Source organism: Microbulbifer sp. TB1203 (assembly GCF_030997045.1).
Lineage (GTDB): Bacteria > Pseudomonadota > Gammaproteobacteria > Pseudomonadales > Cellvibrionaceae > Microbulbifer.
Window position 1 is genome coordinate 4,435,983 of record NZ_CP116899.1, and the last position, 17,737, is coordinate 4,453,719.

Consider the following 17,737-nt stretch of genomic DNA (forward strand, 5'->3'; position numbering starts at 1 on the left):
CTGACCGACAGCCACCCTCCGGCTATCGGACACAACTTTTGGTGCAAGCTTGGGGCGGGGTCCGTTTCCCGCCTGCTTTTTTCCTTTCCTCCGCCGCGTTCCGATATGCCGGCGCATTTCTGTACTGTTTTCCTAACTCATTGTTTTTATTGAATTTTCTCAGTTCCAGTTTCCCCCGGAAGCAAGGTGGGACCGGGCCACCTTGCGCTTATTTGCCAAGGTGGGACGACGGCGGGCTGGCACCGGAAGGAGTATAAGCTGGCACCAGATAGCGCTATCCTTCGGGCTTCCCCGGGGGTAGGCATCCCGTAAACAAAAAATAACGACGCGATGATGGGGAGAGAACTTCATGAACAATCAAACCGGGTTTAGGAAGAAATCCATGGCCGCGGCCATCGCCTGCGCCCTCTCCGGCGTACCCCTGGCACAGGGCCAGGAGGACACGGCGCTGGAAGAGGTGGTCGTGGTAGGTATCCGCGGCAGTCTGCAGCGCGCCATGGACGTCAAGCGCGATGCCCGGGGGGTGGTGGATGCCATCTCCGCCGAGGACATCGGCAAGATGCCGGACACCAACCTGGCAGAGTCGCTGCAGCGTATCACCGGCGTATCCATAGACCGGCAGAACGGTGAAGGCAGCCGGGTCACAGTGCGCGGCTTCGGCCCCGACTACAACGTGGTGACCCTGAACGGCCGGCAGATGCCGGCGGCCAATATCGAGGCCACCTCCGCCTCCTCGTCCCGCTCCTACGATTTCGCCAACCTGGCCGCCGAGAGCGTCAGCGCGGTGGAAATCTACAAGACCGGCAGGGCCGACCTGTCCACCGGCGGCATAGGCTCGGTCATTAATATCCGCACCGCGCGCCCCCTGGAACAGGACGACCTGGTGCTGAACCTGAGCGCGAAGAGCACCCACGATACCTCCAACCAGGAAGGGGACGACTGGACGCCGGAGGTGTCGGGCATCTTCAGCACCAAGTTCGCCGATGACACTATCGGCGTGGCCCTGACCGGCTCCTATTCCGAGCGCCACAGTGGCTTCGCCAAGGCCGAGACGGGCCCGGGCTGGTACACCATCCAGGGCGGCCAGGGCGACTGGGGCTCCATTGCGCCCGACAATCCCAACTTCGTAAACGCGCCCCAGGAGGGCGACATCTACTCGGTGCCGCGCGGCATCGGTTACAACTTCACCGAGGTGCAGCGCGAGCGCACCAACGCGCAACTGACCCTGCAGTGGGCCCCATCCGACAATTTTGAAGCCATCGTGGACTACACCTACGCCGAGCAGGACGTAGAGCAGCAGTACAACGCCATGGGCGCCTGGTTCAATGGCGTGCCCCTGGAAGGCGAGTTCACCGAAGGCTCCGGCAACGGCAGCGTGGTGGCGCCGGTGATCTATGTCGACGGCACCGGTACCGACGTGACCTTCAACGCCGGCGACTGGGGCACCGTCAACGAGAACAATTCCGTGGGCGTGAACCTGGCCTGGCGCCCCAGCGACCGGTTGAGCCTGGCCTTCGACTACCACAACTCCAGCGCGGAGAACGGCGCAAAAGACGGCCGCGGCACCAACAACAATATCGCCGGTGTCCAGTACAACCGCGCCGCCACACGGGTGAACTACGGCTACGACCTGCCCGCCACCAGTTTCGAATTTATCGACGGCCAGGAATTCGATCCGGCGCAGATGCTCACTTCCGGGAGCAGCTTCCGCAACAGCTACATGAAGCACGAGATAGAGCAGGCGAAGTTCGACGGCAGCTTCGAGTTCGATGCCGGCGCCGTGAAGAGCATCGACTTCGGCCTGGCCTACCTGGAATCCACAAACCGCTCCGCCTTCGCCAACGCCCAGCGCGATAGCTGGGGTGGCTACGGCACCGCCGCCGACTATCCGGACGACATCTTCGAGCGGAAGAGCATGGCCGACGCGCTGGACCAGTTCGGCAGTGCCGACAGTGCGGAGATGACGCCCTACTACTATGCGGCGGACTTCCAGGGCATGATCGACGCCATCTCGGCCATTGCCGCGGCCAACGGCGAGACCATCAGCCCCTGCGGCACGGTGCTCTGCGCCAGCGACGAATTCACCACCGACCGCACCGCGGTCGAGGAGCAAACCGGGGCTTACACGCAGGTGAACCTGGCCTGGGAAAATGGCGCTATGCCGATGCATCTGGTGGTGGGCTTGCGCTATGAGGACACCAAGGTGGACGCCAGGGCACTGGTGCCAACCTACGAAACCCTCGCCTGGGTGGGAGATAACGAGTTCGTCGCCCAGGCCAATGGCGAGACCATTGAGCGGCGGGACGGAGCCTACAGCAACTGGCTGCCGAACCTGGACTTCGACATCTCGCTGACCGAGGAATTGGTCGCCCGAGCCTCTCTCAGCAAGACCATTTCGCGCCCCGGCTACAGTGATATCCAGGGGGGGCAGACTATCGATCCTATCGTGCGTTTTAACGGCGGCATCTCCAATCTCGGCAATCCCGACCTGGACCCCTTCGAGTCCACCAACTTTGACCTGTCAGCGGAGTGGTACTACGCAGAGGGGAGCTACCTGTCCGTGGGCTACTACAAGAAGGACGTGGACAACTTCATCGGTCAGACCTCGTTCCAGGAGACCACCTTTGATCTGGCGCACCCGGCACATGGTCCACGCTACGAGCAAGCGGTGGCCGACTTGGGCACCGACGATGCGGCGGCGGTGCGCGCCCATATGAACGCCCTGTACGGTGAACCCGTCACCGGCTCGGCGGCGGAGGGGGACTCACTGGCAGTATTCACCGTGATCATCCCGGTCAACGCGGAAACCGCGAAGATCGACGGCTTTGAAGTGGCGCTGCAGCACATGTTCGGCGAATCCGGCTTCGGCGCCATCGTCAACTTCACCACTGTCGATGGCGACATCGCCTACGACAACTTCAACACCAACAAGTGTGACGGCTGTGAGAACCAGTTCGCGCTGCTGGGCCTGAGCGATTCGTTCAACGTCGTGGGCTTTTACGACAAGAACGGCATCCAGGCGCGCATCGCCTACAACTGGCGCGACGACTTCCTGACCGGCACCTTCGACGGCAACGGCGAGCGCAACCCGGTGTACACCGAGGCCTACGGCCAGTGGGACCTCAACGTGAGTTACGACGTAAACGAGGACCTCTCCGTGTTCGCTGAGGGCATCAATGTCACCAACGAAACCCAGCGTTTGTACGGTCGCCATGACAAGATGATGATTGGCGCCATCCAAACCGGCGCCCGGTACAATCTGGGCGTGCGTTACAGCTTCTGATGTGCCGTCGGGAGCCACTTTTGTAGGAGCCTGCTGTGACCGCCATGGATGGCGGAGTGCCGCCCAGCGGAAATGCAGATTTTGCAGGAGCAAAAATCTGTCAGGCGAACAGCTACGGAGTTCCGTTCTTGTTCGCCTGCAAGCAGGCTCCTGGGTGCCAGTCGTAGGGTGCGCCGTGACAGAAAATTGCTCCTGCATTTTCTGCACTTCCGCCATCCATGGCGGTCGCGCACCAAAAGCCTGAGGCCCCCACCCGTCCTGGAGCGGTGCGCACGGCGCACCCTACGGTTGAACTCCAAAACGGGTCAGTCACCATCCTACTTTGCAGGAAGCAAAAGGCGTGAGTGATCACGCCTTTTGCATTTGTTGAGAGAGAGGATCTGCAATGCAGCAGGCTTCATTACCAAAATCAGTTCCGGTGCCGACCGGCGAGCGGAACCGGGCCGGATGAACTACCCGGATTTTATTCCCGCGGTGGAAACCCGGGACGACGTGACCCAGACCGGCCTGCCCGACGCCATCGCCGACCGCACCACACCCTTGCTGATAAAGGGCGCCGTGGCCCACTGGCCCGTGGTGCAAGCGGCAAAAGCAGGGCGCCTGGGCGACTACCTGGCCCCCTTTGATCTGGACCGGCCCCTGGTGGTATTTCGAGCCGAGGCCGAAACCCGGGGCCGCATCTTCTACAACGACGCCATGGATGGCTTCAACTTCGAGCGCACCACCGGCCGGCTGTTGCCGACGCTGCAAGAACTGGAGCGCAGGGCCACCGGCGGCGACCACTGCTACGTGGGCTCGATTCCCGTCGACCACCACCTGCCCGGCCTGCGGGCACACAACGACCTGGAGCTGCCGGACTGCCAGCCGCTGGTGTCCCTGTGGTTCGGCAACCGCTCGCTGATCCCCGCGCACTTCGACCTGCCCAACAACCTGGCCTGCGTGGTGGCCGGGCGCCGCCGCTTCACCCTGTTCCCGCCGGAGCAGGTGGCCAACCTGTACCCGGGGCCGCTGGATTTCACCCCCGCCGGCCAGGTCGTCAGCCTGGTGGACTTCCATGCGCCGGATTTCGAACGCTTTCCGCGCTACCGCGAGGCACTCGAAGCGGCCCAGGTGGCCGAGATGGCACCCGGCGACCTGCTCTACCTGCCCAGCATGTGGTGGCACCAGGTGGAGGGGCTGGACGACCTGAACATGCTGGTGAACTATTGGTGGCGCTCCACCCCGGCCTGGACCGGCCTGCCGCAGGATGCGCTGATGCACGCACTGCTGGCCATCGGCAGCCTGCCGCAGGCGCAAAGGCAGGCCTGGGGGCAACTGTTCGACCACTTCGTGGTCAAACGCGAGCGGGCCGCGGCGCATATACCGCCGGAGCGGCGCGGCCCACTGGCCGACCTCGATCGGGATACGGCCGCGAGGCTGAAAAAATTATTGATAGAAAAATTGCAGCGGATGCCCTGAGCCGAATGGTGCTGACTTGAGCGTGGGTTCTTCCGTAGGATGGGCAAAGGAGCGTAGCGACGTGCCCATCTTCCGCGGCTTTGATGGGCACGCTTCGCTTTGCCCATCCTACAAAAATACCGATCTTCGGCTTAAGCCAGTGCCATTCCGCCCTGAGTCGACGGAGCGGTGCGATGATGAAACGGTGAGAAAACAATGAATCAAGCCATAAAAAAAATCGTGATCGCCGGCGGCGGCACCGCCGGTTGGATGACCGCCGCGGCCCTGTCGAAACTGATGGGCGGGGAACTGGAGATCACCCTGGTGGAATCCGAGTCCATCGGTACCATCGGCGTGGGCGAGGCCACCATCCCCACCCTGGTGTTTTTCCACCGCCTGCTGGGTATCGACGAGGCGGAATTCCTCGCCGCCACCCAGGGCACCTACAAGCTGGGCATCCGTTTCGAAAACTGGCGCGATCGGGGCGAGAGCTATATGCACGCCTTCGGCGTCACCGGCCGGGACTGCTGGGCCTGCGGCTTCCAGCACTTCTGGTTGCGCGCGCGACAGTTGGGGCTGGCCGGCGATTTCGGTGAATATTGCCTGGAGCGGCGCGCCGCCGAGGCCCACAAATTTTCCCACCTGCCCAACAACGGCCTCAACTACGCCTTCCATCTGGACGCCAGCCGCTACGCGGCTTTTCTGCGCGAATTCAGTGAAGGCTTCGGCGTCAATCGGGTGGAGGGAAAAATCTCCGAGGTAAATCTGCACCCGGACACCGGCTATATCCGCGCGCTCAAACTGGACTCGGGTCGGGAGCTGGACGGCGACTTTTTTATCGACTGCACGGGCATGCGCGCGCTGCTGATCGAAAAAGCCCTGCATACCGGCTTCGAATCCTGGTCCCACTGGCTGCCCTGCGACAGCGCCGTGGCGGTGCAGACCAAGGCCGTTGAGCCACCGGTTCCCTTCACCCGCTCCATCGCGCGGGAGAGCGCCTGGCAGTGGCGCATTCCCCTGCAGCACCGGGTGGGCAACGGCCTGGTCTACGCCAGCAGTTATCGAAACGACGAATCGGCGCGCGAACAACTGCTGGAAAATATCGAGGGAGACCAGCTCACCGATCCCCTGCTGATCAAATTCCAGACCGGCCGCCGGCGCAAACAGTGGCACAGGAACTGCCTCGCCGTGGGCTTGTCCAGCGGTTTCCTGGAGCCCCTGGAATCAACGAGCATTCACCTGATCCAGCAGAACATAGTGCGCTTCCTGCGCTTCTTCCCGCGCACGGAAATCCGCCAGGTGGAGGTGGACGAGTTCAACCGCCAGGCGGATTTCGATATGGAGCGCATCCGCGATTTCATCATCCTGCACTACAAGGTGACCGAGCGGGCAGACACGGATTTCTGGCGCCACTGCCGGCAGATGAGCATTCCCGACAGCCTGGCCACCAAGATCGATATGTTCCGCGAAACCGGCCACGTATTCCGCGCGGACAGCGAACTGTTCGTGGACTCCTGGCAACAGGTGATGCTGGGCCAGGGGCTGATGCCGGAGCGTTACCACTCACTGGTGGACACCATGCCCGAGCGGGAGCTCGCGGATTTTATCGGCCAGGTCAAGGCGGAAGTGGACAGCAAGATGGCCCGTCTCAAGGACCATAACGCCTATCTGGCCGGCCTTTTGCCCGACAGTGTACGGCGGACCGGATAAGCATCCGGAGCTGCATCGGGTAAGAAAGGCCCCAAGAGGTATCGATAATGAAAACAATGATCGTTGCACTGCTTGTAGCCGCGTTGGCGATGGGCTGCGGTCGCCAGGATACGTCCGGGACAGAACAGGAAGCACCTCAGACCGCTTCGCCAGCTCAAACGAGCGACTCTGGCAGTTCCGGCGGGGCGAGCAGTTCCAGTAGTTCCAGCAGTTCTTCAGGTGGTTCGTCCAGCAGCAGCTCACCTTCCGGTGGCTCGCCCGATCTGGGCAATATCGTTCCCCTGTACGACGGAGGCACCCCGCTTGAACCGGCCATCCAGTACGAGACCGAAACCGCTTTGATCACCCGCTTCTCCGATCGAGCCCGGGACCGCCATGCGAAGGAAGATCACTTTCAGGCATACGATCATTACCTGAGTTTTTACTGGGAAGACCGAACGGCTTCCATTGAAATCATCGACGAAGTCGCCAAAGGCGGTGACACGGTGAGAATGAATGTGCGCACTCAATTTCGATTGAGTGACACCGAGGCGGAGAATCGCTGGTTCTACCGCGGTGTCGGCACCGTCGCCGAGTACTGTGACAACGGCGTCATGCAAGTGGTCGACGATTTCAATTATTACAAGGTCCGCAGTTTCAATTGCCGGGAGAATCGTTCCATTCAGATTGGCGACAAACTGGAATTTGAAATCAGCCAGTTCCTGGACCCCAGCGTACCCAACGGGCGCGCCAATTATTACGGTACCACTTTCCTGTACATTGTCGGTGAAGGGCTGGTGCCCTGGGATGCCGGTGGCACAACGCCATTTGGCGGTATCAAGGATTCCTTCAAGATTCCGGAGCGCGCCTGGTTGGGCGGGAATACAACCATTCACGCACTGACGTCAGGAGAGACCGACAACCACTTTATGCAGATGGCGACCAACCTGGGATACGAAAATGCCCAGCCATTTGTCCTCGGTCGCCGCGTATTGCACAGCTCCGCAGTGGATGGCCGGCACGATGAGCGCCCGACCGAGAATCCCGTGTTTACGGAAATGGTGGGATTGGCCGGTCCGCACCATATCAACAGCAGTTGTGCGAGCTGCCATGAGCGCAACGGTCGCGCGGCAGCAGCGCCCGTGGGCGAGCCACTGGACAAGTGGGTATTCAAGGTGGCCGACGCCAATGGTAATCCCGATCCCTACCTCGGCTCTGTACTGCAGCCCAAAGCGAGGGACGGCGCCGTCAGCGAGGGCAGTGTATCCATCGCCTACTGGACCGAGCAGAACGGGCTGCGCTCGCCGAATTACGCCTTTACCGGCGTGACACCCGAGCGTTTCTCCGCACGCATTGCCCCCAATTTAGTAGGCATGGGCCTGCTGGAGGCTATTCGGGAATCCGCGATTCTGGCGCGGGCAGACCCGGAGGACAGCGATGGCGACGGTATTTCCGGGCGGGCCAATCGCGTTCTGGATCCGGAGACCGGGGATACTCGACTCGGCCGCTTCGGCTGGAAAGCCGGAACAGCAAGTATTCGACACCAGCTGGCTCGCGCCTTTAATACCGATATGGGGGTACTCACCTCCGTGTTCCCCGAACCGGATTGTGGCAGCAGCCAAAACGACTGCGGTACGAGCGGAGCAGACCTCGCCGATCAACATCTGGCGGATCTAACCAAGTACGTTTCCCTGCTGGGAGTCCGCCCGCAGCGCGATTACGACAGTCCTTCGGTGCAAAACGGCGAGCAATTATTCACGAATGTCGGTTGCGCCGACTGCCATACACCAACCCACCAGACCAGCGAATACCATCCCCTGGCGGAACTGCGCAATCAGACCATTCACCCCTATACCGACCTGTTGCTGCACGACATGGGTCCCGGACTCGCGGATAACCTCGGTGAAGGCGAGGCCAGCGGTGCCGAGTGGCGTACACCGCCGCTATGGGGGCTGGGGCTTTCCGCCTGTGTCACCGGTGGGGTGGAAAACCCGATCGGCGGGCAAGGAAATGAAATCTGTACACCGGAGCACAGCTATCTCCATGACGGCCGCGCGCGCTCCATCGAAGAGGCCATTTTGTGGCACGGCGGTGAAGGGCAAGTCGCCAATGACGGCTATCAGAGCCTGTCGGCTTCCGAAAAGCAGGATCTGTTGAATTTTCTCGGCTCTCTGTAATTTCTGCCTGTAACCTCTTCAGGTACAGGCCCACCTTGAGTTATGGAACCTCTGACTAACGTCATTCCGGCGAAGGCCGGAATCCAGAAGTCCTCGATTTCTCTGGACCCCGGCCTACGCCGGGGTGACGAAATAGACTTGTTCAGAGGTTCCTTATTTCCCAATGTGGGGCAACTTTTTTGCGCTTCACGGTTACAAAAAACGTAACTACTCGCCCCTCGAAACCAGGAGTCCTGATGTTCCCCTGTAGGAGCCTGCTTGCAGGCGAATAGCCGGTGGGGCAAGGCTCACCATTTTTCGCCTGCAAGCAGGCTCCTACAGCGGGAGCAGTTACCAAAAAACTGCTCTTCCAAGAGCGCGGGAGATGCGAGACGCGAGAGATCAAAAAACAATAACCATGCAATGAGAATACAACGATGTCCAGATTCCTATTCAGAACAACTGCACTCGGACTGGCGATGGCTGCAGCCGCTTGTGGCGGCGGTGGCGGCTCGAATAATGGCGACGACGACGCCGGTCCAGTAGATCCGCCGATAAACACCCACCCCGAACGCTGCCTGGAAGACCCGCTCAGTTCCGGTTACTGCCTGGTGTGGCAGGACGAATTTTCCGGCGATGCCATCGACAGCGAAAAATGGACTCACGAGCGCAACTGCATGGGTGGCGGCAACAACGAAGCTCAGTGCTATGTGGACGACCCGGAAAACTCCTGGGTTGCCGACAACCTGCTGTACATCAAGGCGATTCGCAAGGATGCCGTAGGCCCAGGTGTCATGGATGACGACCCGGATTACGATCCCCACGATACCTCAGCCAGCGGTACCTATACTTCCGCGCGTCTGCGCACCAAGGGACTGGGTGACTGGAAATACGGCCGCTTTGAAATGCGGGCAAAACTGCCACAGGGACAGGGCACCTGGCCGGCATTCTGGATGCTGCCCAGCGAATGGGCCTACGGCGGCTGGGCGGGCTCCGGCGAAATCGACATCATGGAAGCGGTCAACCTGAAAGTGGGCGGTGAAGACCGGATACACGGCACACTGCACTACGGCGGTCCCTGGCCCGGCAACGTCTACTCCGGCGAAGCCTACCGCCTGCCCGGCGGCGTCAATCCCGCGGACGGCTTTCACGAATATGCCGTCGAATGGGAAGAAGGAGAAATCCGCTGGTACCTGGACGGCGACCACTACGCCACCCAGACCAGCGACGGCTGGTATTCCACCACGGCCCTGGAGAATTCCAACGCGCCCTTCGACCAGACATTTCACCTGATCCTGAACTTCGCGGTGGGCGGCGACTGGCCAAGCACTGTCAACGACACCGGCATCGACGAGAGCGTCTTCCCGCAACAATTCGAAATCGACTATGTGCGCGTCTATCAATGCACCGCCGATTTCGAGACCGGCAAGGGCTGCGCCAGCACCGATGGTAATTAACACATAGGTAAACCACCGCCTCTGGCGGTGAGACTTGACAGGGCTCTGCCGTTCAGTCGTGCAGGGTAGAGAATATGGCCTCCCATGAACCGGCAAGTTCTATTAGGAGGCCATATGAGAGATTGGCAGAGCCAAGCTCACGTCAAGCATTATTGCAGGTATCACGTAGTATTTGTCCCGAAGTACCGAAAAAAGGCGATATTTGGGACTTTACGCAGAGAGATCGGAGCCATATTCCGTGATCTTTGCCGCCAAGCGGGAGTTGAGCTAGTTGAGGGTTATGCAATGAGGGACCACATCCACATGTTGTTAATGATCCCTCCGAAGTTCAGCGTGGCTCATACGGTAGGGCTTCTGAAGGGCAAGTCGGCGATTCGAATATTTCGTGAGTACTTGCAGGTGAAGAGAAATTTTACCGGTAGGCATTTCTGGGCCAGAGGCTACTGTGTTAGCACGGTTGGCTTAGATGAGCAGATGATTCGAGAGTACATCAAGAATCAAGAAAGTGAAGAGCGCCGTCAGGAGCAGATGAGACTGACGGGGCTGTAACATAGCCCCCTCTGGGGGCTTTCATCATACCACCCGCTCTGCGGGTGGTTGCTGATTTCGTGCACAACCCCGGCCACCCGCCGCCGCAGCCGCCGGAGGATGCGGGGGACCACCTGGCGATATTCGACGGCGAAGCCCATGCACCCTACGTGTGGGGCACCTACACCGCGGACGGCAGCGTGGATTTTGAAGTGGTGGATGCCGGCGGCGAGCGGGGCCCGGTGGCGGAGATCGTCTACAACACCGATGACGGTATCGGCTTTTTCCAGTCGCCATCCACCTACGACCTGAGCGACTACACCTATGTGGAATTCGATCTGCGCATACAGCGGGAACCGCAGGATGCGTTTGCGGCTTCGCTGGTATTTCGCGCCGACTGCGTCTGGCCCTGCACCTCCGGCGACTATCCTCTCAGCTACCCGGAAACCGGTGCCTGGACCCGCTACCAAGTGCCGATGCTGGAGCTGGCCAACCGCGGCCTGGATGCCACCCGCGTCGACACCCCCTTCGTAATCTCCCCCGCCAGCGGCAACCAGCGCGGCGTGGTGCTGCAACTGGACAACGTAGCGCTGACCCGGTAACGACTTTCCGAAAGTCCCATTTTCCATCCCGTCCTGGGCGGAAGGTGAAATGCGTCACCTTGCCGCTCCGCTTCAAAGTGGGACGACTGACGAGAGGCGCCAGTTAAGACTTCGCTGATGAAAACCAATAAGAGTCAGCGGGGTTTACAGTGATGACCATGAATCGATTGTGGAGCGCCTGCGCCGGCCTGTTGCTGGCGGCGGGCCTGGGGGGCTGCGGCGAAAAACCGGCCCAGGAGATGCGGTTGGCGCAGGAGCCGGCACCGGTCCCCTGGCCGAAGATCGCCAGCCGCGCGGTCCGCGACGAAGCGCTGGAGCAGCGAATAGAAACACTGCTCGCGCGCATGACCGCGGAGCACAAAGTGGGCCAGCTGATCCAGGCGGAGCTCAAGGAAGTCACCCCGGAAGATGTCAAAAACTACCACCTGGGAGCGATCCTGAACGGCGGGGGCGCCTTCCCCGGCAACAACAAATACGCTGAAGTGGAAGACTGGGTGGCGCTGGCCGATACCTTCTATCACGCCTCCATGGACACCGGCGACGGCGGCCTGCCCATCCCGGTGATCTGGGGCACGGACGCGGTGCACGGCCACAACAACGTGGTCGGGGCCACGCTTTTTCCGCACAACATCGGCCTCGGCGCCACCCGCAATCCGGAACTGGTGCGTGAGATCACCCGCGCCACCGCCCGTGAAGTGGCGGCCACCGGCATCGACTGGAACTTCTCCCCCACCCTTGCGGTGGCGCGGGACATCCGTTGGGGCCGCAGCTACGAAGCCTACAGCGAAGATCCGCAACTGGTGGCCAGGTTTGGCGCCGCCGCGGTGGAAGGCCTGCAGGGCGCGGCGGAAAGTGAAGACTTCCTGCGCGCGGGGCACATCATCGCCACCGCCAAACATTTCATCGCCGACGGCGGCACCCTGGACGGCGTGGACCGCGGCGATGCCGCCATCAGCGAACAGGAACTGCTGGAAATCCACGCCCCCGGCTACTTCGCTGCCATCGAAGCGGGCGTACAGACAGTGATGGCCTCCTTCAGCAGTTGGCAGGGCGAAAAGCTACACGGGCACCGCTACCTGCTCACCGAAGTGCTTAAGAACAAAATGGGCTTCGACGGCTTCGTAGTGGGGGACTGGAACGGTCACGAATTTGTCAGCGGCTGCTCGCGGGTGAGCTGCCCGCAGTCCATCAACGCCGGCCTGGACATGTTCATGGCCCCGGACGCCAGTTGGAAGCAACTGTACGCGAACACCCTCGCGCAAGTGAAAAGCGGCGAAATCCCCCGCGAGCGGCTGGACGATGCAGTGCGCCGTATCCTGCGCGTCAAGCTGCGCGCCGGTCTGTTCGAGGCCGGCCCGCCCTCCGCGCGCCCGCTGGCCGGAGACCGCAGCGTGGTCGGCGCCCAGGAGCACCGGGCTATCGCCCGGCAGGCAGTGCGCGAATCCCTGGTATTGCTCAAAAACAACGGCAAGCTGCTGCCGCTTGCGCGCAATAGCCGGGTGCTGGTAGCCGGCGACGGCGCCCACAATATCGGCAAGCAATCCGGCGGCTGGAGCATTTCCTGGCAGGGCACCGGCAACAGCAACAGCGATTTCCCCGGCGCCACCTCCATTTACCAGGGCATTGCCGCAGCGGTACAGAGTGCCGGCGGGCACGCGGTGCTGAGCGAAGACGGCAGCTTCGAGGACGATCCCGATACAGCCCCGGACGTGGCCATCGTCGTATTCGGCGAAGACCCCTACGCGGAAATGCAGGGGGATATTCCCAACCTGGCCTACGACTCCGAAGCCGACCTGCAACTGCTGCGGCAACTGAAAGCGCAAGGTATCCCCGTGGTATCCCTGTTCATCTCCGGCCGCCCCCTGTGGGTCAACCGGGAGATCAACGCCTCCGACGCCTTCGTCGCCATCTGGCAACCGGGCACCGAAGGCGGCGGCGTGGCCGACGTACTGTTCCGCGACCTCGAGGGCGGTATTCAATACGACTTCGTCGGCCGCCTGCCTTTCACCTGGCCCAAGGACGCCCAACCCCTGGCGGCGGGAGGGGAGGCCCTGTTCACACTCGGGCACGGCCTCGGCTACGCCGACGAAGGCGCCCTGGCACAACTGCCGGAAGAGAGCGGACTCACCCCGCGCGACACCGCGCAGCAACTCGACATCTTCGACGGCCGCCCCCTGGACCCCTGGAACCTGGAAATCGCCGATGCGCAGAACAACCGTCTCGCGGTAACCGGCAGCGTGGCAAAACTGAACGGTATCAGCGTGCGCGCCGTGGACCGCGACATGCAGGAAGACAGCCGCCGCCTGCAATGGCGCAGCGCCGGCAGCGCCGGCTTTTATGCCAACCGCCGCACCGATCTTTCCGGCTACCTGCAAAAGCGCGGCGCCCTGGTGTTCGACATAAAAGTGGACCGCCCGCCCGCGGGCCGGGTGCAACTGGGCATCAACTGCGGCACCGACTGCGGCGCCACCCAACCCATCAACGAATTATTGAAGAGCGCCGAACCCGGCCAGTGGCGCACCGTATCCGTAGCCCTGCAATGCCTCGCCGCCGAAGGCGCGCAACTGGATATGGTGTTGTCCCCTTTCTACCTGTCCAGCGACGGCGAACTGGATATCTCCCTGCACCATATTCGCGTGGTGGAAAACATCGACGCGGATATCAGCTGCGGCTGACAGCAACGGCAGCCCTTACTGGGGCTGCCGTTTCTTATTTTCACCACGGTCAGTACCGACTTCCTATATTTCCTGCCTGAAAAAACGATCACCGAGGTCGATATCGCTGCGCAGAACCCAGAGTGGCCGGAAATCACAATGGAAACAAATGGTTACAGCTCTCCCCTGGAAATGGGATAGGAGGCGCGGTGATCACTTTGCCAAAAGCGGAAGCCATACCTGAATCCCCTACAATCTTGACGTGACGGGGGGTTGCGGGCATTCTGTGTGAAATTTCACCAGGGTTCCTTGGCCGACTCACTTGGGAGACGCCACCCGAAAGAGTGGCTTATACCTAGAACATGAACAGATTACTTACTTTGCTCCTAACTTTACCCAATCGTTGCATAAATTTTGGTGGCTTTTGATCAAGCCACATGTTTCAAACGATCCAAGTAATACAACAGCTCGGATTTGACAGCGGAGTTGGCGCTCATCGTCAGCGTCAATTGACCTTGCGGCCTGGTCAGGCGCCCTGCGCGCTGGATCAACTTGCGCCGCAAGGTGCCAAATTGCTCAAACTGCCACAGCGGCGCATGACGCTCGGATAACCAGCAATAAAACTATTTGCCTCGGCTTGAGTTGTTTGTCAAGTAGAGTTTGGGTGTCCAGCAATTGTTCCAGCAATTATTCCGATGAACTGCCATCCATTTTCCCAGCGCCTATTAAAAGTCCATCAAGCGTTTGTTGATTATTGACAGCCGGAGTACCGCGTTCAAACACCTCGCCTGTATCCCAAAAGAATGGCAACATGCCATTTTCAAGCGACGCCTGGGTGACATATTGAGCGTAATATGCGCGCGACGCGAGATGCTTGGGATAGTCAGTGCAAATCTCCTCTGTACGCGGCCTTGCTGCGAACTCTCCTAACACAACGGGGATGCCTTGGTCCGCAAATTTTGTTTTCATTTGGGCAAATTTCTCATCAACAAAATCCTCTTGCTCGCGAGTCGAGTTGCGATAAGTATCAGTTTCCGAATGGTTGCCTTCACCCCAGTAACAAAATACCTGTAAGGTGCCCCAGTCAGCCACTATATCTTCGTCCTGATTGGTAAAGCTAAATGGGTAAAAATGAACTTCAGCCATTTGGCGACCCGTTACAGTGTCGGACGGCATGACATGCCAATCATTGACAGCCCGATCGATGTCGGTTCTTGGGCCTTGGATTACCAGCACGCGATAAGCGTTTCTACCGCCCGTCGAACGAACCGCATTTACAAATGTTTGGTGATACATATCAAGAGCGGCTATTTCGGCTTCTTCCTCAGCATCAGGCTCGTTGGCACTAGCAAACAAGACACGTTCATCGAAGTCACGCAGATGCGTGGCAATCTGCTCCCAGTAGGCTTTTTGTTTTGCGTTTACAGCTTCTTTCTTTTCTTCGGAAAAATTCCACTCCAACCAACCACCATCCCAATGGATGTTGACGATCACGTAGAGCTCGTTATCCACCCCATACTGCACCACTTCCTTCACACGGTTAAGCCAAACGTCACTGATTTTTCCAGTAGTTTGATCAGCATACTGATCCCAGGATACGGGGATCCGAATCGCATCAAAACCGCTGTCCTTGACCAATTTCACATAAGCTTCAGAAACCATCGGATGGCCCCAGCAAGTCTCTGCCGCTGGCGTGCAACCCGTTGCTTCCATTTGGTTTCCTATGTTAGTTCCCAACTTTATCTTGCTGGCAATCTGAACGGCGTCGCTTTCCATTCCCACCATATCCGCGGCGATAGGATTAGTATTATAGCTCGGATATAGCGCAGACATTCCAGAAGAGCTGGAACTGGATGAGGAACTGCTAGAGCTGGAGCTAGAGCTAGAGCTAGAGCTAGAGCTAGAGCTAGAGCTAGAGCTAGAGCTGGAGCTAGAGCTGGAGCTAGAGGAGCTGGTACTGCTAGAGCTAGAGGAGCTGGTACTGCTGTCGGAGTTGGAGCCACCGCCCCCTCCGCCACAGTTTACGATAGAAATGAGTGAGCCGAGAAGCAGCAACGTCTTTAATATTCTCATTGAGGTGCACCGTGAAATTATTATTAAAGGCCCAGAATATTGATTAGCCGCCTCGATTGGGTAGCAGTATAACTAAAAATGCTGTCAAATTGATAAAGTTGCAGAATTTTTGTTAGAAGTTGAAGAGCTGAGGCAAAGTAACCGTTCATTGTAGGGCGTCATTCACCACGCCAATCTGAAACACTATTCTGGCAACCGTCAACAACACGGAGGCCAACTATGCACAGGTATGGGGTCAGGCCTTACACAGGTATGGGGTCACAGGTATGGGGTCAGGCCTGAATGGCACTGACTTAAGCGTAAGTTATTGAGTGTGCGGCACATTTTATGCGGCCAGCCCCATCCGCTGCTTTGGAGGGTGCCCATGTTTTCTCTCATACGCCCTCGCTTGTTCTCGCGGCAGCATCAGGAGCGAATAAGGCTTTGGTCGTCGCTTTATCGCTCGTGGCTCAATCCTGCCAGGTCGGTTACCGACGATATTTTTTGCAATCATATGCAACAGCACTAACAACTTCTCATTGTCGCTGATATCAAAAGAGCGCTGACGGCATGCCTGCCACAGCTGTAGACAGTGCTTGAAGCTCAGTTGGCGAGGAAGAATTTCTGATAGGGATGCCGCCTCAGCCATTATTGTTCTGATCAGATTGTGCGCCAGAAAATAGACCCAGATTTCCTTGATGACCATGTCTGGAGTCTTACAGCTTAAAATTTCCATGCCGAGTGTGGTCTTTATGTTGCGAAAATCAAGCTCAATATGCCAGCGGCTTTTGTATAAATCCTTTATTGCTTTCCTTGGTGCATCGCCTTCAGAGAGAAAGGTTGTAACCAAAATTTTTCCGCCGACCTTGATCTCACGCATAGTAACGGAGTCCGGCGCAGCACGATAGGAATCTTCTGTCATCCAATTCGGTTTTTGCTTCGGCTTACAATAAGTGACCAAGTGATCTTTTGGGCCAAGCCTTTTTCCTTTACGAAAGTCAGTCAACTTTTTACGCATCCCATTTTGTTCAAAGATGCAGTCAACTCCCTTCGATACAAGCTCTGCAAGCAGGAAATAGCTGGGATAACAAGCGTCTCCTATGGCAACATCACCTTCCTCAAAGCAACCGATTATCGACCGTAGAAGCGACTGTTCACCGCTTCCCTTGCCGCGATAAGGACCTATGCCAGCATCCAAAATGGTCCCGCTGCCCAGGCATACAACTCCGACGATACGACAGATCGGAAAACCAAGCCCTGGGGCTTGGGCCTGCTGCTGGGGGAAAACCTTTTGGTTTTCCACTGTGTCCGGCATTGTCGTCGTAGTTCCATCTATCAGTTTCACTGGCCGTCCTCGCCATTTCCAGTGATCAGAGGCCGTAGCGCTTGTCAGCTTACCGGTGAACCGAACCAGTTCGGAAATCATTTCTAGTGGCAACCTCTTGCGGGCTTTACAGTAGGCACTGGTACCGGTGCTGATCGGGGGTAAGTCGCCAGTGAGGCGCGCTATGGCAGCTTGATTGACAATATTCTGGCAGGAGCGATCGGCATGCATCGCTTGCGCCAGGAACATGGAAAGTGTTTCTGTGGGCGGAAAGGTTCGTTCACGATGATCTGGAAGCAGCCCTTCAACAATCTCGAACAGTTCCTTGCTTGTCAGTAAATTGAAGAAATCGTAGGAATTGGTACGCTCTGCGCATTTCTTGATCCGACACCGTTGAATGCTGGCATGTTTCTTATTAGGATGCATGTAGGCTGGTCCTCCGTGATTAGCGTTTTGTTTGGTCGCAATTAGCTTATCACGGAACCAGCCTTTCTTTATACTTTTCAAACACTTACGCTTAAGTCAGTGCCATTCAGGCCTGACCCCGCAGGCGCA

General features: G+C 58.8%; 10 protein-coding genes. 8 read left to right on the plus strand and 2 right to left on the minus strand.

Features of this window, described 5'->3' with window-relative positions; genetic code table 11:
• Positions 1-349: 349 nt before the first annotated feature.
• The 8 genes from PP263_RS19085 (at position 350) to PP263_RS19120 (ending at position 13,827) form a co-directional block, all read left to right on the plus strand.
• Positions 350-3,283, plus strand: coding sequence for a TonB-dependent receptor (locus PP263_RS19085; RefSeq protein WP_308365540.1), 2,934 nt, complete (start codon positions 350-352; stop codon positions 3,281-3,283).
• 447 nt (positions 3,284-3,730) lie between these two features.
• Positions 3,731-4,741, plus strand: a complete 1,011-nt coding sequence (locus tag PP263_RS19090) for a cupin-like domain-containing protein (protein WP_308365541.1) — start codon at positions 3,731-3,733, stop codon at positions 4,739-4,741.
• Between the two features lie 195 nt (positions 4,742-4,936).
• Positions 4,937-6,430 (plus strand): tryptophan 7-halogenase, encoded by a 1,494-nt coding sequence (locus tag PP263_RS19095; RefSeq protein ID WP_308365542.1) that lies wholly within the window; start codon positions 4,937-4,939, stop codon positions 6,428-6,430.
• A gap of 47 nt (positions 6,431-6,477) precedes the next feature.
• Complete coding sequence (locus tag PP263_RS19100) at positions 6,478-8,586, plus strand: di-heme oxidoredictase family protein (RefSeq protein WP_308365544.1); 2,109 nt, start codon at positions 6,478-6,480, stop codon at positions 8,584-8,586.
• Positions 8,587-9,044: 458 nt separating this feature from the next.
• Entirely contained in the window at positions 9,045-10,022 is a 978-nt protein-coding gene (locus tag PP263_RS19105; RefSeq protein WP_308365545.1) for a glycoside hydrolase family 16 protein, read from the plus strand.
• Between the two features lie 114 nt (positions 10,023-10,136).
• The gene (gene tnpA / locus PP263_RS19110; protein WP_308365546.1) at positions 10,137-10,571 is read left to right on the plus strand and encodes an IS200/IS605 family transposase; all 435 of its coding nucleotides are present in this window, start codon (positions 10,137-10,139) and stop codon (positions 10,569-10,571) included.
• A 59-nt stretch (positions 10,572-10,630) separates the two neighbouring features.
• Positions 10,631-11,152, plus strand: a complete 522-nt coding sequence (locus tag PP263_RS19115; protein WP_308365548.1) for a putative glycoside hydrolase — start codon at positions 10,631-10,633, stop codon at positions 11,150-11,152.
• 158 nt (positions 11,153-11,310) lie between these two features.
• Positions 11,311-13,827: a glycoside hydrolase family 3 N-terminal domain-containing protein gene (locus PP263_RS19120; RefSeq protein WP_308365549.1), complete on the plus strand. Its 2,517-nt coding sequence runs from the start codon at positions 11,311-11,313 to the stop codon at positions 13,825-13,827.
• A 666-nt stretch (positions 13,828-14,493) separates the two neighbouring features.
• Here the strand turns inward: PP263_RS19120 and PP263_RS19125 are convergent.
• Both PP263_RS19125 and PP263_RS19130 read right to left on the minus strand, forming a co-directional pair.
• The gene (locus PP263_RS19125; RefSeq protein ID WP_308365551.1) at positions 14,494-15,582 is read right to left on the minus strand and encodes a glycoside hydrolase family 5 protein; all 1,089 of its coding nucleotides are present in this window, start codon (positions 15,580-15,582) and stop codon (positions 14,494-14,496) included.
• Between the two features lie 622 nt (positions 15,583-16,204).
• Positions 16,205-17,608 (minus strand): IS4 family transposase, encoded by a 1,404-nt coding sequence (locus PP263_RS19130; RefSeq protein ID WP_308368637.1) that lies wholly within the window; start codon positions 17,606-17,608, stop codon positions 16,205-16,207.
• Positions 17,609-17,737: the final 129 nt, after the last annotated feature.

Excerpts from the sequence above, each read along its gene's own strand:
- PP263_RS19120 (WP_308365549.1), top strand. The coding sequence starts at position 11,311 with ATGAATCGATTGTGGAGCGCCTGCGCCGGCCTGTTGCTGGCGGCGGGC.
- PP263_RS19105 (WP_308365545.1), top strand. The coding sequence starts at position 9,045 with ATGGCTGCAGCCGCTTGTGGCGGCGGTGGCGGCTCGAATAATGGCGAC.
- PP263_RS19125 (WP_308365551.1), bottom strand. The coding sequence starts at position 15,582 with ATGGAAAGCGACGCCGTTCAGATTGCCAGCAAGATAAAGTTGGGAACT.
- PP263_RS19130 (WP_308368637.1), bottom strand. The coding sequence starts at position 17,608 with ATGCATCCTAATAAGAAACATGCCAGCATTCAACGGTGTCGGATCAAG.
- PP263_RS19085 (WP_308365540.1), top strand. The coding sequence starts at position 350 with ATGAACAATCAAACCGGGTTTAGGAAGAAATCCATGGCCGCGGCCATC.
- tnpA (WP_308365546.1), top strand. The coding sequence starts at position 10,137 with ATGAGAGATTGGCAGAGCCAAGCTCACGTCAAGCATTATTGCAGGTAT.
- PP263_RS19095 (WP_308365542.1), top strand. The coding sequence starts at position 4,937 with ATGAATCAAGCCATAAAAAAAATCGTGATCGCCGGCGGCGGCACCGCC.
- PP263_RS19100 (WP_308365544.1), top strand. The coding sequence starts at position 6,478 with ATGAAAACAATGATCGTTGCACTGCTTGTAGCCGCGTTGGCGATGGGC.
- PP263_RS19090 (WP_308365541.1), top strand. The coding sequence starts at position 3,731 with ATGAACTACCCGGATTTTATTCCCGCGGTGGAAACCCGGGACGACGTG.